Annotated in this window: 22 protein-coding genes; 15 read left to right on the top strand and 7 right to left on the bottom strand. The window is 60.5% G+C overall.

The annotated features are described in order from the left end of the window. Positions 1 to 4: 4 nt before the first annotated feature. The 5 genes from E8M77_RS13835 to E8M77_RS13815 are packed head-to-tail and all read left to right on the top strand — an operon-like array spanning position 5 to position 4,275. Complete coding sequence (locus tag E8M77_RS13835) at positions 5 to 1,282, top strand: VWA domain-containing protein (RefSeq protein ID WP_137131232.1); 1,278 nt, start codon at positions 5 to 7, stop codon at positions 1,280 to 1,282. Continuing rightward, a complete protein-coding gene (locus E8M77_RS13830; RefSeq protein ID WP_137131231.1) occupies positions 1,279 to 1,599 on the top strand; it encodes an XdhC family protein in 321 nt (106 codons plus the stop codon). Before E8M77_RS13835 ends, E8M77_RS13830 begins: the two co-directional genes overlap by 4 nt. Further along, on the top strand, positions 1,599 to 2,312 hold the full coding sequence (locus tag E8M77_RS13825) for an XdhC family protein (protein ID WP_137131230.1): 714 nt from the start codon (positions 1,599 to 1,601) through the stop codon (positions 2,310 to 2,312). Before E8M77_RS13830 ends, E8M77_RS13825 begins: the two co-directional genes overlap by 1 nt. Then, on the top strand, positions 2,309 to 3,949 hold the full coding sequence (locus tag E8M77_RS13820) for a molybdopterin-binding/glycosyltransferase family 2 protein (protein WP_137131229.1): 1,641 nt from the start codon (positions 2,309 to 2,311) through the stop codon (positions 3,947 to 3,949). The genes E8M77_RS13825 and E8M77_RS13820 overlap by 4 nt, the downstream gene beginning before the upstream one ends. Before the next feature lie 2 nt (positions 3,950 to 3,951). Beyond that, positions 3,952 to 4,275 carry a TfoX/Sxy family protein gene (locus E8M77_RS13815; protein WP_137131228.1) on the top strand — a complete coding sequence of 108 codons (324 nt, stop codon included), beginning with the start codon at positions 3,952 to 3,954 and terminating at the stop codon, positions 4,273 to 4,275. 13 nt (positions 4,276 to 4,288) lie between these two features. Here the strand turns inward: E8M77_RS13815 and E8M77_RS13810 are convergent, their stop codons facing one another. The 5 genes from E8M77_RS13810 to bcp all read right to left on the bottom strand — a co-directional run bounded on the left by E8M77_RS13810 (position 4,289) and on the right by bcp (position 9,117). Further along, entirely contained in the window at positions 4,289 to 4,705 is a 417-nt protein-coding gene (locus tag E8M77_RS13810; RefSeq protein WP_137131227.1) for an NUDIX domain-containing protein, read from the bottom strand. A 7-nt stretch (positions 4,706 to 4,712) separates the two neighbouring features. Beyond that, positions 4,713 to 6,236, bottom strand: coding sequence for a DEAD/DEAH box helicase (locus E8M77_RS13805; protein ID WP_137131226.1), 1,524 nt, complete (start codon positions 6,234 to 6,236; stop codon positions 4,713 to 4,715). Positions 6,237 to 6,412: 176 nt separating this feature from the next. Continuing rightward, on the bottom strand, positions 6,413 to 7,702 hold the full coding sequence (locus E8M77_RS13800; protein ID WP_246659260.1) for a M23 family metallopeptidase: 1,290 nt from the start codon (positions 7,700 to 7,702) through the stop codon (positions 6,413 to 6,415). A 91-nt stretch (positions 7,703 to 7,793) separates the two neighbouring features. Then, positions 7,794 to 8,636, bottom strand: coding sequence for a ferritin-like domain-containing protein (locus tag E8M77_RS13795; RefSeq protein WP_137131224.1), 843 nt, complete (start codon positions 8,634 to 8,636; stop codon positions 7,794 to 7,796). Positions 8,637 to 8,649: 13 nt separating this feature from the next. Next, positions 8,650 to 9,117, bottom strand: coding sequence for a thioredoxin-dependent thiol peroxidase (gene bcp, locus E8M77_RS13790; protein WP_137131223.1), 468 nt, complete (start codon positions 9,115 to 9,117; stop codon positions 8,650 to 8,652). Between the two features lie 112 nt (positions 9,118 to 9,229). On the opposite strand from bcp, the gene E8M77_RS13785 reads away from it, so the two are divergent. Beyond that, positions 9,230 to 12,646: a DUF3971 domain-containing protein gene (locus E8M77_RS13785; RefSeq protein ID WP_137131222.1), complete on the top strand. Its 3,417-nt coding sequence runs from the start codon at positions 9,230 to 9,232 to the stop codon at positions 12,644 to 12,646. Positions 12,647 to 12,706: 60 nt separating this feature from the next. Here the strand turns inward: E8M77_RS13785 and tyrS are convergent, their stop codons facing one another. Continuing rightward, positions 12,707 to 13,963 carry a tyrosine--tRNA ligase gene (gene tyrS / locus E8M77_RS13780; RefSeq protein ID WP_137131221.1) on the bottom strand — a complete coding sequence of 419 codons (1,257 nt, stop codon included), beginning with the start codon at positions 13,961 to 13,963 and terminating at the stop codon, positions 12,707 to 12,709. A 218-nt stretch (positions 13,964 to 14,181) separates the two neighbouring features. Here tyrS and E8M77_RS13775 point away from each other — a divergent pair, with 218 nt between their 5' ends. From E8M77_RS13775 to E8M77_RS13765, 3 genes are all read left to right on the top strand, one after another. Next, positions 14,182 to 14,490 (top strand): type II toxin-antitoxin system HigB family toxin, encoded by a 309-nt coding sequence (locus tag E8M77_RS13775; protein ID WP_137131220.1) that lies wholly within the window; start codon positions 14,182 to 14,184, stop codon positions 14,488 to 14,490. Further along, positions 14,483 to 14,896: an XRE family transcriptional regulator gene (locus E8M77_RS13770; protein ID WP_137131219.1), complete on the top strand. Its 414-nt coding sequence runs from the start codon at positions 14,483 to 14,485 to the stop codon at positions 14,894 to 14,896. Before E8M77_RS13775 ends, E8M77_RS13770 begins: the two co-directional genes overlap by 8 nt. Before the next feature lie 108 nt (positions 14,897 to 15,004). Further along, entirely contained in the window at positions 15,005 to 16,180 is a 1,176-nt protein-coding gene (locus tag E8M77_RS13765; protein ID WP_137131218.1) for a GGDEF domain-containing protein, read from the top strand. Positions 16,181 to 16,237: 57 nt separating this feature from the next. On the opposite strand, the gene E8M77_RS13760 is transcribed toward E8M77_RS13765, so the two are convergent. Then, on the bottom strand, positions 16,238 to 16,915 hold the full coding sequence (locus E8M77_RS13760; RefSeq protein ID WP_137131217.1) for an alpha/beta hydrolase: 678 nt from the start codon (positions 16,913 to 16,915) through the stop codon (positions 16,238 to 16,240). Between the two features lie 213 nt (positions 16,916 to 17,128). Here E8M77_RS13760 and E8M77_RS13755 point away from each other — a divergent pair, with 213 nt between their 5' ends. The 6 genes from E8M77_RS13755 to sufD all read left to right on the top strand — a co-directional run bounded on the left by E8M77_RS13755 (position 17,129) and on the right by sufD (position 22,792). Then, the gene (locus tag E8M77_RS13755) at positions 17,129 to 18,295 is read left to right on the top strand and encodes a cysteine desulfurase family protein (protein WP_137131216.1); all 1,167 of its coding nucleotides are present in this window, start codon (positions 17,129 to 17,131) and stop codon (positions 18,293 to 18,295) included. A gap of 139 nt (positions 18,296 to 18,434) precedes the next feature. After that, on the top strand, positions 18,435 to 19,904 hold the full coding sequence (sufB, locus tag E8M77_RS13750) for a Fe-S cluster assembly protein SufB (RefSeq protein ID WP_137131215.1): 1,470 nt from the start codon (positions 18,435 to 18,437) through the stop codon (positions 19,902 to 19,904). After that, a complete protein-coding gene (locus E8M77_RS13745; RefSeq protein WP_137131214.1) occupies positions 19,904 to 20,287 on the top strand; it encodes a nucleotidyltransferase domain-containing protein in 384 nt (127 codons plus the stop codon). Before sufB ends, E8M77_RS13745 begins: the two co-directional genes overlap by 1 nt. 163 nt (positions 20,288 to 20,450) lie before the next feature. Continuing rightward, positions 20,451 to 20,663: a hypothetical protein gene (locus tag E8M77_RS13740; RefSeq protein ID WP_137131213.1), complete on the top strand. Its 213-nt coding sequence runs from the start codon at positions 20,451 to 20,453 to the stop codon at positions 20,661 to 20,663. 74 nt (positions 20,664 to 20,737) lie between these two features. Then, positions 20,738 to 21,493 (top strand): Fe-S cluster assembly ATPase SufC, encoded by a 756-nt coding sequence (gene sufC / locus E8M77_RS13735; protein WP_137131212.1) that lies wholly within the window; start codon positions 20,738 to 20,740, stop codon positions 21,491 to 21,493. A 24-nt stretch (positions 21,494 to 21,517) separates the two neighbouring features. Next, complete coding sequence (sufD, locus tag E8M77_RS13730; protein WP_137131211.1) at positions 21,518 to 22,792, top strand: Fe-S cluster assembly protein SufD; 1,275 nt, start codon at positions 21,518 to 21,520, stop codon at positions 22,790 to 22,792. The last annotated feature ends 62 nt before the right edge of the window (positions 22,793 to 22,854 follow it).

Genomic DNA, 22,854 nt, shown 5'->3' with positions numbered 1-22,854 from the left:
GGTGATGGAGAGCCGTAGAGCTGCTGATGGCGCCGTCTTGCCGCCGCCGACCATGGGCGAGGCGGGCGAGGGGCGGCTTGCCGAAAACATCGTCTATTTTTCGCGGGTGCTGCGCCGCGCCGGGCTAAAGACCTCGCCGCAAGCCACGCTGGATGCGGTGGCGGCCGCCGAAGCAATCGGCATCGGCAGCCGCGAAGAGTTTCACGCGGCGCTCTCTTCCGTTTTCGTCAAGCGGCGCGAGGACATGGCGGTGTTCGACGAGGCCTTCCGGCTGTTTTTCCGCAAGCGCGATCTCATCGAAAAGATGATCCAGATGATGTCGCCGAAGATTTCCGATCAGCGCGAGGCGGAAAATCCGAAACCGGCCTCAACACGGGTGAATGATGCGCTGGTCAATGAGCAGGCGCGAGCGCCAAAGCGCGAAGGCCCGCCGCAAATCGAGACCGATGCCCGCTTTACCGCGTCCGGCTCGGAAGTGCTGCGCCGCACGGATTTTGCCCAGATGACGGCGGCGGAACTGCTGCTGGCGCGCCGCGAAATGGCAAGGCTGGTGCTGCCGCTCGATACGGTGAAGACCCGCCGCTTTGCCGCATCGCGCAGGCCACCGCTGATCGATTCGCGCGCCAGCCTGCGCCAGGCCATGCGCAGCGGCGGCGATATCCTGCTGCCCAAATTCCGCCACGTGCGCCGCCGTCCTCCGCCTTTGGTGGTGCTGGCCGATATTTCCGGCTCGATGAGCCAGTATAGCCGCATTTTCCTGCAATTTGCCCATGCGCTGATGGAAAACCGGAAGCGTGCGCATGTCTTCCTGTTTGGTACGCGGCTGACCAATGTGACGCGGGCGCTGCGAGAGCGTGACCCGGACGAGGCGCTCGCCGCCTGCACGGCCAGCGTGCGCGACTGGTCCGGCGGCACGCGCATCGGCGCGACGCTGAAGGAGTTCAACCGGCTCTGGGGCCGGCGGGTTCTGTCCGGCGGGGCTGTCGTATTGTTGATCACCGATGGGCTGGAGCGCGACGGCGTGGAGGAGTTGGAGGCCGAGATAGACCGGCTGCACCGATCCTGCCGGCGGCTGATCTGGCTCAATCCGCTTTTGCGTTTCGAGGGCTTCGAGGCGCGGGCGCGCGGCGTGCGGGCCATGCTGCCGCATGTCGACGAATTTCGACAGGTGCACAATCTGAATTCGCTGGCAGAGCTTGCAGGCGCTCTCTCCGGGTTTACATCGAGAGCTGCCGATCCGCGCCGCTATCTGGACCGCATTGTTGAAAGGACTGCCGCATGAGCGCCCTCCTCGATCCCCTGATGACTGCCGAACGCTGGAGGCGCGATGGCCGCGCTGTTGCCGTGGCAACGGTTCTGGAAACCTGGGGATCGGCGCCAAGGCCTGTCGGCAGCCATCTTGTCATCGATGGCGAGGGCAATTTCGAAGGTTCCGTCTCCGGCGGCTGTGTCGAAGGGGCCGTGATCACCGAGGCGATGGAGGTGATTTCTTCCGGCACGGGGAGGCTTCTGGAATTCGGCGTGGCTGACGAGACCGCCTGGCGCGTCGGCCTTTCCTGTGGCGGGCGCATCCGCGTCTATGTCGAGAAGCTCGTCTGATGCGGCTCGATCATCTGGCAGAGGTCAACAAAGCCCGTGCAGCGCGGCGTGCCGTGATCCTTGCAACCCGGATCGAGGGTGGCGCGGCGCAGGTCATCGTGGAAGGCGACGTCTCGCAAGGGTTTCTCTCCGAAGCGCATCTCCTGCCCGACGTGCAGGCGGCGTTTGCTTCAGGGAAATCCGCTCTCGCGGATTTCGAAGGCGAAGCGGTGTTTCTCAATGTGCACCTGCCGCCGCCGCGCATCGTCGCGATTGGCGCGGTGCATATCAGCCAGGCGCTCGCCCGACTGGCGCCGATCATCGGCTATGATCTCACCATCATCGATCCACGCACAGCCTTTGCCACGCCGGAGCGTTTCGAGGGCACCGATCTGGTGGCCGATTGGCCGGAGGATGTGCTTCGCACCCGCCCGCTCGATGCCTATACGGCGCTGGCTGCCGTGACGCATGACCCGAAGATTGATGATTTCGCGCTGGCTGAGGCCTTGCGGCGCGGCTGCTTCTATGTCGGTGCGCTTGGCAGCCGCAAGACCCACGCCAAGCGCGTGGAACGCCTGCAGGCGCAAGGGCTGACCCCGGAGCAGATCGCCCGCATTCGCGCGCCGATCGGTCTCGACATAGGTGCGGCAAGCCCGCAGGAAATCGCGCTCGCGATTGTCGCCGAGATTGTTCAGGCCTTTCGCCGGCGCGCAATTTCAGGAGCCGGCGAATGATCTTTGGCGCGGTTCCGGTGGCTGAAGCCGAAGGCTGTCTGCTGGCGCATAGTCTTGGCCATGCCGGCGGACGGTTGGCGAAGGGAACCCGTCTGTCCCAGGCCGATCTGCAGATGCTGGAATCTGCAGGCATCACGACAGTGACGGTGGCCCGGATGGAGCCGGGCGACCTTGCCGAGGATGTTGCCGCCGAAAGACTGGCGCAGGCGCTCTGCGGTACTCATCTGCGCCTCTCGCCGGCCAGCACCGGCAGAGTGAATGTCTATACGACGGTGAACGGCCTGTTTCGCGCTGATCGCGATATCATCGATCGCTTCAACCGCGTCGATCCGGCCATTACGCTTGCCTGCCTTGCCGACTATAGTTCGGTGACGGCGGGCGATATGGTGGCGACGATCAAGATCATTCCGCTGGCGGTCGATGGCGACAAGGTGGAGCGCGCCTGCACGCTGTTGCGCGCGGCCACTGCCGTGACGGTCAAGGCCTATCTGCCGCATGCCGTCTATCTCATCCAGACGCAATTGCCGGTGCTGAAATCCTCCGTGCTCGACAAGACCGCTACGCTTTTGCGCCAGAGGCTGGCGCCTTCCGGCAGCGTTCTGGTGCGCGAGCACCGGGTCGCGCATGATGAAGCGGCGGTGGCCGATGCCATCCGGGACTGTCTCTCCGGCCTGGCGGAGGATGGGGTGGCGCCCCGGCTCGTGGTGATGTTTGGCGCCTCGGCCGTCTGTGATGCCTTTGATGTTCTGCCGCAGGCCATGCGACTTTCCGGCGGCGCTGTGGACCAGGTCGGGCTTCCGGTCGATCCGGGTAATCTTCTCGTGCTCGGCCACCACGGGGCAGTGCCTTTGATCGCAGCGCCCGGCTGCGCCCGCTCGCCAAAGGAAAACGGTTTTGACTGGGTGCTGAGCAGATTATTAGCCGGCGAAATACCGAGCGCCTCGGACCTGTCCGGGCTTGGCGTCGGAGGACTGCTGATGGAGATTGCGAGCCGGCCGCAGCCGCGCGAGGCAGGTCGCCCGAAGGCGGAGCAACTGCTGATCGGCACCGTTCTTCTGGCGGCGGGGCGCGCCAGCCGCATGGGCGAGGCGGGGCACAAGCTTCTTGCGGAATTTGATGGCGTGCCGCTGGTGCGCCGGATGGCGGAGCGGGCGCTGGACGCCGTATCCGGGCCGCTGGTGGCTGTGACCGGCTACCGCAGTGAAGCGGTGTCTGCTGCCCTCAACGGTCTGCCGCTGACGCTGGTGGACAATCCGGATTACCCCAGCGGCATGGCAGGCTCGATCCGAACGGGGCTTTCCTGCGCGGTACTGAGCGAGGTGGCCGGCGTGATGGTGCTGCTCGCCGACATGCCGGCTTTGACCGTGCGCGACCTCGACGATCTGGCGCACACCTTCCGCGAGGCGCAGGGACTGGCGATTGTGCGGGCCGTCAGTGCCGGAAAGCGTGGCAATCCGGTTATCCTGCCGCGTGCAACCTTTAGCGAGTTGATGGCGCTGCAAGGCGATGTGGGTGCCCGCCATGTGATCGAGACCTGCGGCCTGCCGATCATCGATGTGGAGATCGGCAAAGCAGCGCATATCGATGTCGATACGCCAGACGCGGTGAAGGCCGCCGGCGGGCTTTTGCGGAGGTGATGATGGACAATGCGGCAATAGAGGAAATGTTTGCGACCCTCGGGCCAGTCAGCATAAGGCGCATGTTCGGCGGCAAGGGCATCTACCATCACGGCGTGATCATTGCGATCGACCTGCACGACGAGATCATGCTGAAGGCGGATAGCCAAACTGCGCCGCAATTTGCCGAGGCCGGCGCCCGGCAATGGAGCTATGAGGGCAAGAGCGGCAAGCCTGTGCTGATGCCCTATTGGACAGTACCCGATGAGGCGCTCGACGATCCCGACCTGATGGGAAAATGGGCGCTTCTGGCCTATGAGGCCGGCGTGCGCAGCGCAAAGGCGTAACGCGCCGAGTTCTTCAAGCCACGGCCAGAAGCCGAACGGCTTCCTGTGCGAAGACAGACAATGGAGAGGGAAGGTCGTCGGCTGAGAACCAGCCCATATCCGAAAGCTTGTCGGGCTCTGTAAGGCTCGGTTCGCCGGTGAATTGCTCGGCAAGATAAAGAACCGAGATCCAGTGCTGGCGGTCGGCAGCAATGCACTGTTCCGTAATGCCAAGAAGACGAACGGAGCCTATAGAAAGCCCTGTTTCTTCTTCGGCCTCTCGCATGGCTGCTTCTGACGAATGCTCCATAAGGTCCACTTTGCCGCCCACAATGTTCCAGTGGCCGGCTTCCGGAGCCTTCATACGCTTGTAGAGCAATATCTTGCCGTCCTGGCGCCGTATAACCAAGCCGACGCCAAAACCAGGAAAATCTATTCCTGGAACGCCCATCAGCAGATCAACCCTTGGCGTTGGCAACGATCAGCATGAAAGCCGGGATGTCATCGCCGAAACCAACCGGAGTCGGGCCGTCATCATGATCGCGATGATGACGCTGGCGACGTTCGCGCTGGTCATCGTTAGCCGGGTTCGGACGCATGCTGTTGCGTGCACCGTGCTGGGGTCTGCGATTGTCAGCCTTCTGGCTTTCAGTGTTCACGCTCGGCTCCGCCTTTGCTACAATGGTGATCGCTTCTTCGATGGGTGCAGCGTGAGCCTCTGGCTGGCGGCTCTCTGCCTTCGGGGCTACGGAACGCTTTCCACCGCGCCCCCGGTCCCGATCCTTGTCGCGATCGCGGCCCTTGGAGCGGGGGCGGTCGCTTTCCTGGCTTTCCATCGGGGCTGGAAGAGCCGCGATGTCGCCGTCATGCCATTCAATCTTGTTGCCAATCAGCTTTTCGATGGCATCCAGGAATTTCGTATCCGACTTGGTGACCAGCGTAAACGCGCGGCCGGAGCGTCCGGCGCGACCGGTGCGGCCAATGCGGTGCACATAGTCTTCCGCATGGATCGGCACGTCGAAGTTAAACACGTGGCTGACATCCGGAATATCGAGACCGCGGGCGGCGACGTCGGAGGCAACCAGAAGCGTGATCTGGTTATCCTTGAAGCCTGCCAGCATATTGGTGCGCGAGCGCTGGTCCATATCGCCATGCAGAGCGCCGACCGAAAAGCCGTGGCGTTCCAGCGAACGGAAGAGATCGGCCACATCCTTCTTGCGGTTGCAGAAGATGATGGCGTTCTTCAGATCGTCCTGTGCGCGGATGAGATCGCGCAGGATGGCGCGCTTCTCGTAATCCTTGTTGTGCGAGGCAACCAGACGCTGCGTTACTGTCAGCGCTGTCGAAGAGGGCTTTGCCACTTCGATGCGTTCCGGGTTCTGCAGGAAGCGGTCGGCCAGTTTCTGGATTTCCGGCGGCATGGTGGCCGAGAAGAACAGGGTCTGGCGGGTGAACGGGATCATCTTGGCGATGCGTTCGATATCCGGGATGAAGCCCATGTCCAGCATGCGGTCGGCTTCGTCGATAACCAAAATTTCAACGCCGGTCATCAGCAGCTTGCCGCGTTCGCAATGGTCGAGAAGCCGACCAGGCGTGCAGATGAGAACATCCGCGCCGCGCTCAAGCTTGCGGTCCTGTTCATCGAAGGACACGCCACCGATGAGGAGGGCGACGTTCAGCTTGTGGTTCTTGCCATATTTCTCAAAATTTTCCGCAACCTGCGCTGCGAGTTCGCGCGTCGGTTCCAGAATGAGTGTGCGGGGCATGCGGGCGCGGGCGCGGCCCTTTTCCAGAAGGGTGAGCATGGGCAGCACGAAAGAGGCCGTCTTGCCGGTGCCCGTCTGGGCGATGCCGCAGATATCGCGGCGCTGGAGCGCAGGCGGAATCGCGCCAAGCTGAATCGGCGTGGGTATGGTGTAACCCGCGTCGGTAACGGCAGAAAGGACTTTCTGGCTCAGGCCAAGATCAGCAAATGTTGTCAAAGAGAAAACTATTTCCGTTCCGGTTCACGAAGAACGCTGTGAGTCGGAACCGCGTTGCGTCCGACGATGGGCGCGACTTAAGCGCAATGACTGTCAAAGTCAAGAAATGCAAGCCGATGAGCCGTCGGATTGGTGAATCCGCCGGCAATCTTGATCGAAACGGGCCGTCTGACGTGTCATTTCAAGTAGGTGGTCAGCTTCATCCCTGCATTGAGGAAATGCATCGGATCGATAGCCTCGCCGCTGCGGCGCACTTCGTAATGCACATGCGGGCCGGTGGAACGGCCCGTCGAGCCGGCTTTGCCGATCGTTTCGCCGCTTTCCACCTTTTCGCCGACCGAGACGGAAATGCTGGAGAGGTGGCCATAGCGGGTGGTGATGCCCTGGCCGTGATCGATCTCCACCATGTTGCCATAGCTGCCATTATAGCCGGCGGTAATGACGCGTCCTGCGCCGGTAGCTTTGACGCCGGTTCCGCTCTCTGCCTGGAAATCGACGCCGGCATGCAGGGCGAGCCGGCCGAGAAAGGGATCGATACGGTTGCCGAAGCGGCTGGTGATGTCGCGTCCGGGGGCCGGATTGCCATAGGGCAGGGTGATGGCGGTCTCGCGCACGGTCTCCAGCCGGTTCAGCGCCGCATCGAGGTCGCTCAGCGACAGATCGAAACGATCAAGACCGACCGGTTCCACAAACGGGCCACCAATGTCTGAAGGGCTGGCAGATACGGGTTCTGCTGCGGCGACATCAATGCCGGTGCGGCGCATGATGGCGGTCATGGCATCTGCCGTGCGGGCGGCATCCTGTGTCAGACCGCGAATGCGCGCCAGTTGATCCTGTTCGATTGTCTTCAGCGAAAGCGTGACCTTTGAGAAGACGCGGTCGGCCCGGTCTGCGACACCTTCGCGCGGTGAGGAAAAGCTCAAGGCGGAAGAGGGCGGTGCGCTTTTCGTGTCGGATGCCAGAAGCCTGTCGATTGCCTGGAGCCCGCCGGTCATGCTGGCCTGCTTGTCCCTTTTCGGCGGCAGGAAGGCGGGTGTCTCGGAACCGGGCATCGAAAGACCCGATTCTTCGGCGCGCTCCATCAGCGAGCCAAGCTTGCCATGGCGGGAAAACAGGGCGTCCTGCTGCTCCAGCAGCTTTTCCACCTTGTCCTCCACCACCTGCTGGTCCAGCAGCTGGCGCGAGGTGATACGGTCAAGTTGGGCGCGCAGCGAGGAAATGCGGTCTTCGTAATCATGCTGCATGCGCGCCTGACGCGCCATGGCGGCGCCGACGAGATCGTCACGCAGAACCAAATAAGTGGTGGCGGCGAGATAGCCAATGCTGAAAATGCCAAGACAGGAGAATGCGGCGGCCATCATCCAGGGGCGCACCTTCATATGGCGTATGCGATCGCCGGAAGCGAGGATCAGCACATGCTCCGTAGCCTGCCTGCCAAAGACGCGGTTTCCGCCTGCCCCTGTCACACGTCTCTCCCGAATCTCGACTGCTGAAACCCCACCGCTTGAGGTGCGACTACACATTGTTAGGGTTAACGGGCAGTTAATCCGGCTTTGCTTATGCGCTGCTGGTGGCCGTCATCGAGCGATAAAACGAGGGCGTGAGGCCGGCTTCGGCACGCGCCACATCATTGAAGGGCGGTTTCAGCGCGCCGCGAAAATTGGCGCGCACCAATTGCTTGAACGTGGCTGCCGGATCGCGCTTTTCGCGGGCGCAGAGAAAACGGAACCATTTGGCGCCGATCGCCACATGGCCCTTCTCGTCATTGTAGATGACATCGAGCACGGCAGCCGTTTCCAGATCGCCCGTTTCGCGCATCTTGGCCTGCAGAGAGGGTGTGACATCGAGACCACGGGCTTCCAGGATCAGTGGCACGACGGCAAGTCGCGCCGTCAGGTCGTTGCGGGTGGAATGGGCTGCCTGCCACAATCCGTCATGGGCCGGCATGTCACCATAATCGGCGCCCAGATCGCGAAGCCGGTTGCGCACCATACGGAAATGCTTGGCCTCCTCGAAGGCCACCTGCATCCAGCCATCGAAAAAAGAATGTGGCACCGGCTCGGTCGCGTAACGGGCAACGATATCCAGCGCCAGGTCCACGGCATTCAGCTCGATATGGGCGATGGAGTGCAAAAGCGCGATGCGCCCCTTCAGCGTATGCAGCGAGCGCTTTTCGACGGCTTTCGGCGGCACAAGCTGCGGTTTTTCCGGGCGGCCCGGCCTGTCGGGAAGGCTCGGGTCGAGCGGCGAGCGCAGGGAAAGCCGGCGCTCGAACCAGCGGGTGGCCGCAGCCTGCGCAAGCGTGGTCTTTGCGTCGAGATCTGCCGCGCAAATGGCCAGTATCGTGCCTGCGCGCAGCGAATCGAAGGTGGGGAGCGGGGTGGACGGGGCCTCTGTCATGGCCCCGTTCCTGTCACAAGGCGTTTACCGCTTCAAGCACTTCCTCCGCATGGCCTGGCACCTTCACTTTCGGCCAGATGCGGGCAATCGTGCCATCAGCGGCCACGAGAAAGGTGGAGCGTTCAATGCCCATATAGGTCTTGCCATACATGCTTTTCTGCTTCCAGACGCCGTAGGCATTGGCGACCACCTGCTCTTCATCGGCACCGAGTGCGACGGAAAGCCCATGTTTTTTCACGAATTTATCGTGCTTGGCGACTGAATCGGGTGAAATGCCGATGACCGTTGCCCCGGCTGCCGCAAACTGTTCGGCAAGGGCCGTGAAGGCGATGGCTTCCGTCGTGCAGCCGCTGGTATCATCCTTGGGGTAGAAATAGACGACTACCGGCCTTCCCGCATAATCCGAGAGCGAGATGGTTGCGCCGCCATCGCGCGGGAGGGTGAAGCCGGGGGCCGGGGAACCGATTGCAAGATCCGACATGGTTTTCCTTTCTTTCGCCTGCATCTTCTGAAATTATTATCCAACCGATATAGACGGGGCCGCGGCGGGTCCAGATCACCCGAATACCGGGTACGGTTGGAATTGGGAGATCATGGCGGAGATTCGAGGGGAAAAGGTCAGATTCCGTCAGAAGGATCTGGTGCCGCTGCATGAGTTGCCCTCGGCGAAGGCGCATGATCCGATGATCGTGCATTGCCCGCCGACCAGAGGCCGTACCCATGGCTTCCTCAAATATTGCGTGCTGTTCATTGTGCTCGTGGCGCTGGCCACCAGCAGCGCCATGCTGGCCATCGAAGGAGGGTATGTCGATGGCACGCTGAATTCGCGCGCACAGGGCGCTCTGAATTCCGCCATCGGGCCGCGTTACCAGGCAACCGTTGGTTCGACGGTCATCCGCTTCGATTCCGATCTGCGGCTGGCGCTGGAAGCGCGCGACGTGGATATTGTTGAAGTGGCCAGCGGCGCTCATCTGACGCGCACCGGTGCCGTTCGTCTGGCCATCGATCCCTTGGCGCTGGTCAGCGGACGGGTATCGATCCGCAAGATGGAGGCCGCAGATATCAGCCTTGATACGGCGCTTCTGCCGGCCGGCGACCCGATGGACCTGTCCAAGACGCGTATCGACCGCTTGCCGGCCGTGATGGAGCAGGCTTTTCAGCGTCTTGATGAGGCGCGTGGCCTGATCGAGCGCACTGGCACCGCCTCGGTCAAGATTTCCGGCATTACCATTCAGTTTCCGCCCGACCGCGATGGCAAGGTCTCCACGCTTGTCGTCGACAATCTCAACCTGATGCTCAATGAAAGCGGTCAGGTCTCGCTTGCCGGCCTGCTGCGGCTGGATGGCCGCGAGGCCAATCTGCGGGTGGATGCCACTGCCGTCAATGGCGTCACCCATGCGCTGACGGCACGCGTTGCCGGCATCGATCTGACACCCTTCCTGCTGCAGAGGGCGCAGGACGGCATGCCGCGCGAAGGCCTGCAGGGCAAGATCGATCTGGATCTTGCTGCAACACGCGACACCGTGGAGACGCTGCCGAAGATCAGTGCCCAGATCCATCATTCGCCGGGCCTCGTTTACTTCGATGCAGTGGAGCAGGAATTGTCGGGCGCCACGGTGCGGGCCTCCTTCGATTTTGCCCGCAATGCCATAGAGATCCTGCCCTCGGAGTTCCGTTTTGGACCGACGGTGCTGCCGCTGACCGGCGCCATTGTCGACCTTGACCGTCTGGATCCCACCGACAAGCGTCCTGGCTTCGGCCTTGATCTGTTGATCAGTGGCGGGCGGGCGCAAGGCAAGGCGGGCGGCGAGGAGCCCGTGCTGTTTGATCTGAAAGCCGGCGGTCGATATCTGGCGGCCGATCGCAGTCTCGAATTCAGCAATATGCTGGTATCGAGCCCGATGGGCCAGATGGCAGGTTCTCTGAAGGTGCGCTTTCTCGGCAATGTTTCGCCGGAAATCAGCTTTGGCGCGACGCTGCCACGGATGGAAGTCGGCGCCGTCAAGCAGCTTTGGCCCTTCTGGATGGCCCACAAGCCGCGTGACTGGGTGTCGGCCAATATGTTCGGCGGAACGGTGACCAATGGCTCGATCTCCGTCTTCATCCCTCCGGGGCGGATGAAAGGGCCGGGCATACCGATGGAATTGGGCGCTGACGAATTGCGCATCGGCTTTGATGTGGCCAATACGCGGTTGAACCTGCCTGGCGAGATGCCGCCGGTGCGTGATCTGGAAGGCCATCTGTCGCTCATCGGCGAGCGGGTGGATGTGCAGATCAAGCGCGCCTATTCCTATTTTCCATCCGGGCGCAATGTGACGGCGGAAGGCGGCAGCTTTACCATTGCCTCAACCTATTCCAAGCCGCTGATGGCGGATCTGGCGCTGACGCTTGCCGGCAGCGCAGACAGCATTGCCGAACTGGTCAGCTTCAAACCTGTCAATGGCCTGCGCGGGCTTGATTTCGGCGCGGCGGATCTCAGTGGCGTGGCCAAAGGCAATGTCAAGGCAAGCTTCGGCCTGATTGCCGATCAGCATCCGCCGGCGCCGGTTTTCAACGCCGATATCACGCTTGAGGACGTGGCTCTCGCCAAGCCGATCTCCAGGCACATGATCAGCAATGTCGATGGCACACTGCAGGTTGACGCCAATTCGGCCCGATTGGCAGCATCCGTGGCGGTGGATAAGGTCCCGGCGCAGATCAAGCTCGTCGAGCCCATCGGAACCGGATCGACGGTGGCGCGTGAACTGACGCTCACGGCAACACTCAACGATGCGCAGCGCGAGATCCTTGCGCCGGGTCTGTCCGATATTGTCCAGGGTCATGTGGTGGCCGAAGTGTCCCGCATCGATGATAAGCGCCAGGCCATCAAACTTGATCTTGGCCGCGCGACGCTGTCTGCGCCCTGGGTGGGCTGGGCAAAAGGTTCGGGCATTCCCGCCAAGGCGACACTGGAAGTCTCGGATATCGACGGAACGACGGCGATCCGCAAGCTCGATATTTCCGGCGATGGTTTCGGCATCAAGGGCGATCTCAACCTGACGCGCGACGGGCTGGTCTCTGCCGATCTGTCGCAAGTGAAACTCTCGGCTTCCGACAATTTCGCCGTCTCGGTTCGGCGCTCCAAGGCCGGCTACGATATTTCGGCGACCGGCAGTTCCGCCGATGTTCGCCCGATCCTTGCCAAACTGCGGTCAGGCGGCAATGGCGGCAGCGGCAACGATGCGCAGACCGACAACACCAATGCGCAGGTGCGTGCCAAGATCGACCGGGTGTTTGGCTTCAACGACGAGAACATGTCCAACACCAATCTTTCAGTCGCCCTTCGGAGTGGCGAGATGCGCGGGCTGGAATTTTCGGGCGTGACCAAGAGCGGGCAGGCGGTAGTGGCACAGACCACCAGCGGCGCGCGCGGTGAAACCATCACGCTGACCAGTGGCGATGCCGGCTCCGTGGCGCGGTTTGCCAATCTCTACGATCACCTGCAGGGTGGGCTTTTGAACCTGCGGCTCGACAACGAAAAGGACAATAACTGGAGCGGCTCCATCGACATACGCAAATTTGCGCTGATGAACGAAAGCCGTTTGCAATCGATCGTCTCCACGCCCGTCGGCGATGATGGGCAAAGCCTGAATTCAGCGGTGAAGAAGGATATCGACGTCAGTTCGGCCCGATTCCAGCGCGGATTTGCCCGCATTGTTTATCGCCAAGGGGCGTTTTCGGTGGAAAATGGTGTGGTGCGAGGCGAGCAGATCGGCGCGACCTTTCAGGGCGTGCTGCGCGATGCATCCGGCAATATGGACATGACGGGCACATTCATGCCGGCCTATGGTCTCAACCGGCTGTTTGCCGAACTGCCGATCATCGGCACGCTGCTGGGCAATGGGCGCGACCGCGGCCTCCTGGGCATCACCTTCAAGGTGGCGGGATCCTTCGATCAGCCGAAGATGACCATCAATCCGCTGTCGATCATCGCGCCCGGCGTGTTTCGCCAGATCTTCGAATTCCAGTAGTGACGAAATAGGCCCGGCGTGAACCGGGCCTTCGTGATCGTTCCGCTCTGTGTATGCCCGTCAGACAGGGCGTACCAGAATATGTTTTTTCTTGCCGAGCGACAGCTTGATCACGCCGTCTGCGGTGATTTCACCCGTTCCGATCTGCGTGCGCTCGTCGGCAATCGGCTGATCGTTGATGCGCACGGCACCGCCCTGGACATGGCGGCGGGCTTCGCCATTGGAAGCGGCAAGGCCGGCCTTGACGATCAGCGCCAGCAGGCCGATGCCGGCTTCCAGTTCCGCTTTCGCGACCTCGATCGACGGCAGGTTGTCGGCAAGCGCGCCCTCTTCGAAGGTCTTGCGTGCCGTTTCGGCGGCCTCTTCGGCGGCTTTGCTCCCATGCAGGATGGCGGTGACTTCGGTGGCAAGGATCTTCTTGGCCTCGTTGATCTCCGAGCCGCCAAGCGCCGCAAGCCTTGCGATCTCGTCCATCGGCATCTTCGTGTAGAGCTTCAGGAAGCGGGCAACATCCGCGTCTTCGGTGTTGCGCCAATACTGCCAGAAATCATAGACCGACAGCATGTCGGCATTCAGCCACACGGCGCCGTTCGCCGACTTGCCCATTTTGGCACCCGACGAGGTGGTCAGAAGCGGCGAGGTGAGCGCGTAAAGCTGCGGCGTGCCCATGCGGTGGCCGAGATCGATACCATTGATGATATTGCCCCATTGGTCGGAGCCGCCCATCTGCAACCGGCAGCCGTAGCGCTGGTTCAGTTCGACGAAATCATAGGCCTGCAGGATCATGTAGTTGAATTCGAGGAAGGACAGCGACTGTTCGCGATCAAGCCGGGTCTTGACGCTATCGAAGGATAACATGCGGTTGACCGAGAAATGCCGCCCGACATCGCGCAGGAATTCGAGGTAATTCAGGTCGCGCAGCCATTCGGCATTGTTGATCATCAGGGCGCCGCCCTTAGGCCCCTTGTCGTAATCGAGGTAGCTGGCAAAAACGCGCTTGATGGAGGCGATATTGTCCTCGATCATGTCCACCGTCATAAGCTTGCGGGCTTCCTCCTTGAAGGAAGGGTCGCCGACCATGCCGGTGCCGCCGCCCATCAGCGAGATCGGCTGGTGGCCGGTTTCCTGGAACCAGTGCAGCATCATGATCTGGATCAGGCTGCCGGCGTGCAACGAGGGTGCCGTCGGATCATAGCCGATATAGGCCGTCACCGTCTCCTTGGTCAGCAGTTCATCAAGGCCCGTTTCATCGGAAACCTGGTGGATGAAACCGCGTTCATCGAGCGTGCGGAGGAAGTCGGACTTGAACCTGGACATGATCTATTCTCTGGCAGGTGTTGGCTGGAAGGTGCAGTCGGGCGTCTAACACTGTTTTCCGGCGGAATCACTTTAAAAAAGAGATGAACAGGTCGTCCGGAATATGGACGGTCGTGGTGGATGCAGAGCCTGCCGCGACCAGACGACGGATTGTTGACAGTAGCGGGGCCGCATGTCATTTCTACTAAAGTTCCCGTGGAGGGAACTTTCGAGGCGCGATGAGGATTATTGCGAAGCGACCGATCACCGAGTTCTGCGCCCGGCATCCCGCCGCAAACGGTGCGATGCTCCTGTGGTGGAAAACAGTGGAGGCTGCGCGTTGGGAGAACTTTGCTCAACTGCGTCAGGATTTCAATGCCGCGGATTTTGTCGGTGATGGTCGCGTCGTGTTTGATATTGGTGGCAACAAGTATCGGATTGTCGCGCGCGTCAGCTTCGCACCCCATTACCGCGTGCTAATCAAATTTGTGGGAACGCACGCACACTATGACAAGATCGATGCCAGAACGGTGAACCCGAATGAATGATATCAGACCTCTGAGGACGCTTGAGGATTACGATTGGGCGGTTTGCGAAGTTGAAAAATACTTTGTCAGCCCGCCCGGTCCTGATACGCAGGAACAGGACCGTTTCGATATTCTTTGCGATCTGATCGATGCCTATGACAACAAGCATCATCCGCTGCCAGAGGCGGATCCTATCGATGTGATTGCCGCCTATATGCAGGAGCATGGTCTCAAACGCCGGGATCTGGCAGACATCATTGGCAGCAAGGCCCGCGCGACAGAAGTGCTTGAACGCATCAGGCCATTGTCACTTTCGATGATCCAGAAAATTGCAGCAAGCTGGATTATCCCTGCCGATTTACTCATACGGCCCTATCACATCGACAGACAGGACGTGCCAGATGTACCGGTCGGGGACGCGGCGTAACGGGTCCTGTGCTTTGCCTTCCGCAACGTGAAGTGCTTAACCCTTCGTTTTGACGAGGATGCTAAAGCATACTCCTGAAGAATGGGGGTAATGGCATGCGGAACGCGAATGAACGGAGCTAACTTCTTTCTGGTTGTGAACCTGCTGGTCAGCCTTTCATTCTCCACGGTCTTCATGATCGTTTCGACAAGGAGCCGGTCGCGTGTGGCGGCCCGCTGGATTGCCTGTGCCTATGCCGTCGCATCCCTGTCCACGATCGCAGAACTGCTGGTTGCCTATACCGACTGGGTGAAAATCTTTGCTATCGCCGCCTTTGCGTCCGTTCTTGGCGGGCTTCTGCTCATGCGTGTCGGTATCGGTAAGCTCTACGGAGTTCCGGCACATCCGCAGGCGCTGTGCCTGTTCTTCTGTTTTTCGATCGTCGTCGATTTTCTGATCTATGATCTGCCGCGCGGCACCTGGACGCATTCGATAAGCTACCAGACTCCCTTTGCCATCGCACTTTTCCTCAGCGGGCTGGCGGTGCTGATCTCGGCACGCCGCAGCGCCATCGACCGGGTCATGATGGTTCTGCTGATTCTGGCCGGCATACAGTTTTTGGCCAAGGCGGCGATGTCCGTTATGGTCGGCGCCGGCAAGGGGCCAAAGGACTATATTCATTCCAACTATGCGCTGATTTCGCAGAGCTCGACGGGTGTCTTCGTCGTCATCATCGGCCTGATGCTGCTGTCGGTCTTTGTTCTGGAAATCATGGCAGACGAGCGGACCAATTCGCAGGTCGATGCGCTGTCCCAGGTGTTCAACCGGCGCGGCTTCGATGCGCATTGCGAGATGGCGCTGAGGCGCGCAAAGATATCCTCCCATGTGGTGATCCTGTGCGATCTCGACCATTTCAAGAGGGTCAATGACACCTATGGCCATTACAGCGGCGATCTGGTGATCCGCAGCTTTGCCGATCTCCTACAATCCAGTGCGCCGCCGGAGGCGGTGGTGGGGCGTCTGGGTGGCGAAGAGTTTTGCGTCATGCTGCCCGATGTGACGATGGAATCGGCGCTGATGCTTGCTCAGGCGCTGAGAGGCGCTATTGCCATGCAGACGATCTCCGGCCTGCCGCAGAATTTCCGGGTTACCGCAAGCTTTGGCCTTGCGGCCCTTACCTCCAGCGGCGACCTTTCGTCTGCCATGCGTCGCGCCGATGCGGCGCTCTATGATGCCAAGGCTGCCGGTCGCAATTGCGTGCGGGTCTATCGCGAGCCGCTGGCCATCGCGCTTGCGTCCAACTGATACCCATAAAAAAACGGCCCCGAAGGACCGTTTCTGATGTCTTGCTCTTGGTGGTCTTTAGCGGATGCGCTTGGCGGCCGGTTCCGGCACCAGTTCGCCATTCAGGCGACGATCGAGATAGTCCTCGCATTCGCCCATCAGGTGCTCGACCTTGCCATTGAAGAAATGGTTTGCACCTTCCACCGTACGGTGGGTGATGAGAATGCCTTTCTGGGTCTTCAGCTTCTCGACGAGGCCGTTGACATCCTTTTCCGGCGCAACCTTGTCTGAATCGCCGTTGATGATCAGGCCGGAAGACGGGCAGGGGGCGAGGAAGGAGAAATCATAGGTGTTCGGCTGCGGTGCGATCGACATGAAACCTTCGATTTCCGGGCGGCGCATCAGAAGCTGCATGCCGATCCAGGAGCCGAAGGAGTAGCCGGCAACCCAGCAGCTCTTTGAATCGGGATGCAGGCTCTGCACCCAGTCGAGCGCCGATGCGGCATCCGACAATTCGCCGGCACCATGGTCGAATTCGCCCTGGCTGCGGCCAATGCCACGGAAATTGAACCGCAGCGTGGTGAAGCCGCGCTTCTGGAACATGTAGAACAGCTGGTAGACGATCTGATTGTTCATCGTGCCACCGAACTGCGGATGCGGGTGCAGAATGATGGCGATCGGGGCGCTCTTTTCCTTGGAAGGCTGGTAGCGTCCTTCGAGACGGCCGGCGGGGCCGTTGAAAATCACTTCGGGCATCTGTACTCCGGTCAATTTTTGATGTTTCCAAGTGTTTGATAAGCGCGTTGACTTGACGAACACGCTCAGCTTTTCTAAAAACACTTTAGAACCATTCGAAAGTTGGGTCCGCCTCTGGCGGCCCAGTTGGTCGTCTCATACGGCATGCGCGGCGAAAATTTCAAGGAAAATGCGTCGCGCCTCAAAGATCTAGACCGGGAACCGAAGCAGGCAATGGCAATTGCGCGCACATATCTGGATTGGAATGCCACGGCGCCGCTGTCGCGTGCTGCCCGTCAGGCCATGATGGATGCCTATGACCTGCCCGGCAATGCCTCTTCCGTGCATGGCGAAGGCCGTGCAGCGCGCGCCGCTTTGGCGCGCGCAAGGGCGCAGGTTTCAGCGCTTGTCGGTGCCGATTCCCAGGCGGTGACTTTTACCAGCGGCGCAACCGAAGCGGCCAATATGGTGCTGACACCGCAGTTTCGCATGGGTCGTGCGCCGCTTGCCGTCGGGCATCTCTATGTTTCGGCCATCGAGCATCCAGCATTGCGCGAAGGCGGGCGGTTTGCTCCCGATTCAGTGAGTGAAATCCCTGTGACCCGCACTGGGCTTCTGGATCTGGATGCGCTGACCAATGCGCTTGAAGCCCATGATTCGAACCTTGGCCTGCCGATGCTGGCCCTGATGCTCGTCAACAATGAGACGGGTGTCATCCAGCCGGTTGCGGACGCCGCACGACTTCTCCATGCCAAGGGCGGTCTGCTGGTGGTGGATGCGGTACAGGCCGTCGGACGTATCCCTGTCGATATGGCAGAACTGGGTGCGGATTTCCTGATCATATCCTCGCACAAGATCGGCGGCCCGAAGGGCGTTGGCGCCTTGGTGGCGCGCGGCGAGGTGATGATGCCGCTGCCGCTCATTCGCGGCGGTGGCCAGGAAAAAGGCCATCGTTCGGGCACCGAGAATTTTCCGGGCATTATCGGCTTTGGTGCGGCCGCTGAAGAGGCGTTGGCGCTTCTTGGCGAGCGCTCGGTGCGGATCGGCGGTCTGCGCTTCAGGCTCGAGGCTGGCATGCGCGCCCTGGCTGCTGACCTGATCGTGCATGGTGCGGATGTCGAACGCGTGGCCAATACGACGTTTTTCACCCTGCCGGGATTGAAATCGGAAACCGGGCAGATCGCCTTTGATCTGGAAGGCGTGGCGCTATCGGCCGGTGCTGCCTGCGCCTCCGGCAAGGTGGGCGAAAGCCATGTTCTGGCGGCGATGGGCTGCGATCCGGGCCTCGGGGCTCTGCGTATATCGCTGGGGCCAGACACGACAGACACCGACATCGATGCGGCACTTGTCGCCTTTGGCAAGGTTGCCGGACGGCGAAGACCGGCAGGCCAGGCCGCATAAGCGGTCCGGATCTGCGAAAAGACAAGAATCTACTTGCCAAGAGGTGGGAAAATCGCCTTTTGGCCACCACATGTGGGCTAACCCGCCCAATACTGACAAGCTGCCGGACCCTTGATTCCGGCAAGATTGGAGACTGAACATGGCTGCTGTGCAGGATACGATCGATCAGGTTCGCCAGATCGATGTGGACCAGTACAAGTATGGCTTCGAAACCGTGATCGAAGTCGACAAGGCTCCCAAGGGCCTGTCCGAAGACATTATCCGCTTCATTTCTGCCAAGAAGCAGGAACCGGACTGGATGCTGGAATGGCGTCTTGACGCCTATCGCCGCTGGCTGACTCTGGATGAGCCCGATTGGGCGCGCGTCGATTACCCGAAGATCGACTTCAACGATCTCTATTACTACGCTGCACCGAAAACGACGCCCGGCCCGACCTCGCTGGAAGATGTCGATCCGGAAATCCTCAAGGTCTATGAAAAGCTTGGCATTCCGCTGCGCGAGCAGGAAATTCTCGCGGGCGTCGAAAAGCCGCGCGTTGCCGTTGATGCCGTCTTCGACAGCGTCTCGGTCGTCACCACCTTCAAGAAGGAACTGGCGCAGGCTGGCGTGATCTTCATGTCGATCTCGGAAGCCATCCGCGAATATCCGGAACTGGTGAAGAAATATCTCGGTACCGTGGTGCCGACCAGCGACAACTATTACGCAACGCTGAATTCCGCCGTCTTCACCGATGGTTCCTTCGTCTTCGTGCCGAAGGGGGTGCGATGCCCGATGGAATTGTCGACCTATTTCCGCATCAACGAGAAGAATACCGGCCAGTTCGAGCGCACGCTGATCATCGCCGAGGAAGGCGCCTACGTCTCCTATCTGGAAGGCTGCACGGCCCCGCAGCGCGACGAAAACCAGCTGCATGCTGCCGTCGTCGAACTGGTGGCGCTGGATGATGCCGAAATCAAGTATTCGACCGTGCAGAACTGGTATCCGGGCGATGCGCAGGGCAAGGGCGGCATCTACAATTTCGTCACCAAGCGTGGCGATTGCCGTGGCCATCGCTCCAAGATTTCCTGGACGCAGGTGGAAACCGGTTCGGCAATCACCTGGAAATATCCAAGCTGCATCCTGCGCGGTGATGACAGCCGCGGCGAGTTCTACTCGATCGCGGTCTCCAATGGTCATCAGCAGATCGATAGCGGCACCAAGATGATCCATCTCGGCAAGAACACGTCGAGCCGTATTGTCTCCAAGGGCATTGCCGCCGGCGTGTCGCAGAACACCTATCGCGGCCAGGTGACGGCGCATCGTAAGGCAACCAATGCCCGCAACTTCACGCAGTGCGACAGTTTGCTGATTGGCGATCGCTGCGGCGCCCATACGGTGCCTTATATCGAGGCGAAGAATTCGTCTGCGCAGTTCGAGCATGAGGCGACCACCTCGAAGATTTCCGAGGACCAGCTGTTCTACTGCCTGCAGCGCGGTATTCCGACGGAAGCGGCGATTGCACTGATCGTCAACGGTTTCGTCAAGGAAGTCATCCAGGAACTGCCGATGGAATTTGCCGTGGAAGCGCAGAAGCTGATCGGCATTTCACTGGAAGGAAGCGTTGGCTGATGGATAGCGATCTCCACCAGCCACTGCGCGCAGTCCGTGCGAACTTCGGTTCGTTCGGCAGCGAGGAAGCTGTGCTGGCGGAGATTGTCGATCGACTGGTGGCAGCACTCGATCCTCAGATGATTTGGCTTTTCGGTAGCCGTTCGCTCGGCAATGCCCGTGCCGATAGCGATTTCGATGTGCTGCTCGTAACAAAAGAGGCCGGTGGATTTGATGGCGAGGATTACGACCGGGTCTATGCGCCCTTGATGGGAACCGGCATTGGTGCGGATGTCGTGCCGTGTGATCTTGAGGTGTTTCGCGCCAGCCTGGGGCTGAATACGTCTTTTGTTCGCCAGATTGTCGATCATGGTCGCCTTCTCTATGGCGAGGTGCCGGTATGACACCCGATGAGTTGCGGCGGCTTCGGATCCTGTCATTCCTTCAGTTGGCGCGGGAAGAACTTGATGTGGCCCTGGAAATCAAGGCGAACCACCGTCGGCAGGCGGCCTATTTCCTGCAGCAGTCTGTCGAAAAGCTGCTGCGGGGTGTCTTGGAAACCGAGGCTTGGCGGACCTGCTTCCCAATGGGCACGACCTGTTCGAGCGCTTTGTCGAGCTGGACGAACTTTCGCCTGCTGCCACACGCTATCGGTATCCAAGCCCGAAAGGGACGGTCGCCGATTTCGATGAGAAAAAATTTGATGCACTGGTGCCGAAAATTGAGGCGCTGATGCAGGATGCGGGAAAGTTGATGACTGACTTTCTGGCACGCAATTGAATGTAAGGCTTTCGCCTTTGTGACGACGCTTGAACAGGCGGCCCTTGAACCGCCTTATGGACAGGAAGACCAATATGCTTGAAATCAAGAACCTGCACGCCCGCATTGCCGAAGACGGTACCGAGATCATCCGCGGCCTGAATCTCACCGTGAAGGCCGGCGAAGTCGCCGCCATCATGGGGCCGAACGGGTCTGGCAAGTCGACGCTCTCCTACATTCTTTCGGGTCGCGAAGACTATGAAGTGACCGAGGGCGAGATCCTTTACAATGGCGAGAGCATTCTGGATCTCGATCCGGCCGAGCGCGCCTCCAAGGGCATTTTCCTCGCCTTCCAATACCCGGTGGAAATTCCAGGCGTTGCCACCATGCAGTTTTTGAAGGTAGCGATGAACGAGCAGCGCAAGGCGCGCGGCGAGCCGGAACTGACGACGCCGGATTTCATCCGCCGCGTCAAGGAGGCTGCTGCCGAGCTGAAGATCAACCCGGACATGCTGAAGCGTCCGCTGAATGTCGGCTTCTCGGGCGGTGAAAAGAAGCGCGCCGAAATCCTGCAGATGGCACTGCTCGAGCCAAAGCTCTGCGTGCTCGACGAGACCGATTCCGGCCTCGATATCGATGCGCTGAAGATCGTTGCCGATGGCGTCAATGCGCTGCGTTCGCCGGACCGCGCCGTGATCGTCATCACGCATTACCAGCGCCTGCTCGATTACATCGTGCCGGATACGGTCCATGTTCTCTACAAGGGCCAGATCATCCGCACCGGCGACAAGAGCCTGGCACTGGATCTGGAAGCCAATGGTTACGCCGACATCATCGGCGAAGCGGCCTGAGGCGCCACGAGAAGGATATTGGGTATGAACATGCAGACGACGAGCCGGCAGACCGCCGCTGAATCTGCGCTGATCGAGGCGTTCGGTGCCCAGGTGGGCGAATTGCCGGGCAATGGTGCCGTGATCAGCGCCCGTGACCGGCTGGTGCAGGACCTGAAGCTGAACGGGCTTCCGACGCGCCGGGTGGAAGCCTGGCACTATACGGACCTGAAGACGCTGATCCGCAACATTCCGGCGGCAGAACCAGTGGCCGTGATCGCAGCCCCCGCAGTGCTGGTGGACGGCGCGCCGGTGATCGTGACGAACCAGGGGATTGCCGATGACAAGGTCTCTGTCGATGGCGTTCTGGTGGCCTCCTTTGCCACCATGCTGGCCGAGGGAACGGCCGCGCCGGGTCTTTCGATCATCGACCGGGACGATACGATCGGCAAGATCAACGGCGCCTTTGTGCGCGACGGTTTCGTGCTGGAATTTCCAGCCGGCAGCGTGATCGATCAGCCGATCGAAATCCAGGCGCTGCATGGCGCCGGCCAGGTGCATACGCGCTTTCCGGTCAGCTTCGGCGCAGGTTCGAAGGCGACCGTGATCGAGCGGCATATGTCGGTCAGCCAGGGTGAAGCCTTCGTTTCCTCCGTCACCGATATCTCGCTGGAAGACGGCGCCGATGTGACCTGGATCGTGCTGCAACAGCAGGGCGTTTCCGATACGCACCTGGGCCAGATGCGTGTGCGCATCGGCTCCAATGCCAAGCTGCGCCTTTATGTGATCAATGCCGGCGGCAGACTTGTGCGCCAGGAATTGCGCATCGATGTGGCGGGCGAGGGGTCCGATCTGCAGATTCGTGGCGTCAACCTGCTTGGCGGCGATACGCATACGGATGTGACGCTGGTTCTGGGCCATAATGTGCCCAACACGACCTCGACGGAAATCTTCCGCAATGTGGTGTTTGACCGGGCGCGTGGCGTTTTCCAGGGCATGATCAAGGTGGCGCTTGATGCGCAGAAGACCGATGCCCGCATGGCCTGCAACACGCTGCTAATGTCGGACGAGGCCGAGTTTTCCGCCAAGCCGGAACTCGAAATCTTTGCCGATGACGTGCAGTGCGGCCATGGCGCGACGGTTGCCGATATCGATGCCAACCATCTCTACTATCTGATGGCGCGCGGCGTGCCGCGCAACAAGGCGCGTGCCATGCTGGTGAATGCCTTCGTGGCCGAGATTGTCGAAGAACTCGAAGACGAAGCGCTGGTTGACGCGCTGGAAGCCATCATTTCCAGCTGGCTCGAAAAGCACGCCTGATAAGACCAATGCTCCGGCCAAGGCGCCGGAGCATTGCACCAATCCGTTTTTCGTCGTTGCGG

The sequence above is a fragment of the Rhizobium sp. FY34 genome (genome assembly GCF_005222845.1).
In the GTDB taxonomy this organism is placed as follows: Bacteria; Pseudomonadota; Alphaproteobacteria; order Rhizobiales; family Rhizobiaceae; genus Neorhizobium.
The sequence above is the reverse complement of the archived record's forward strand: the minus strand, read 5'-3'. Positions and strand labels throughout refer to the sequence as shown.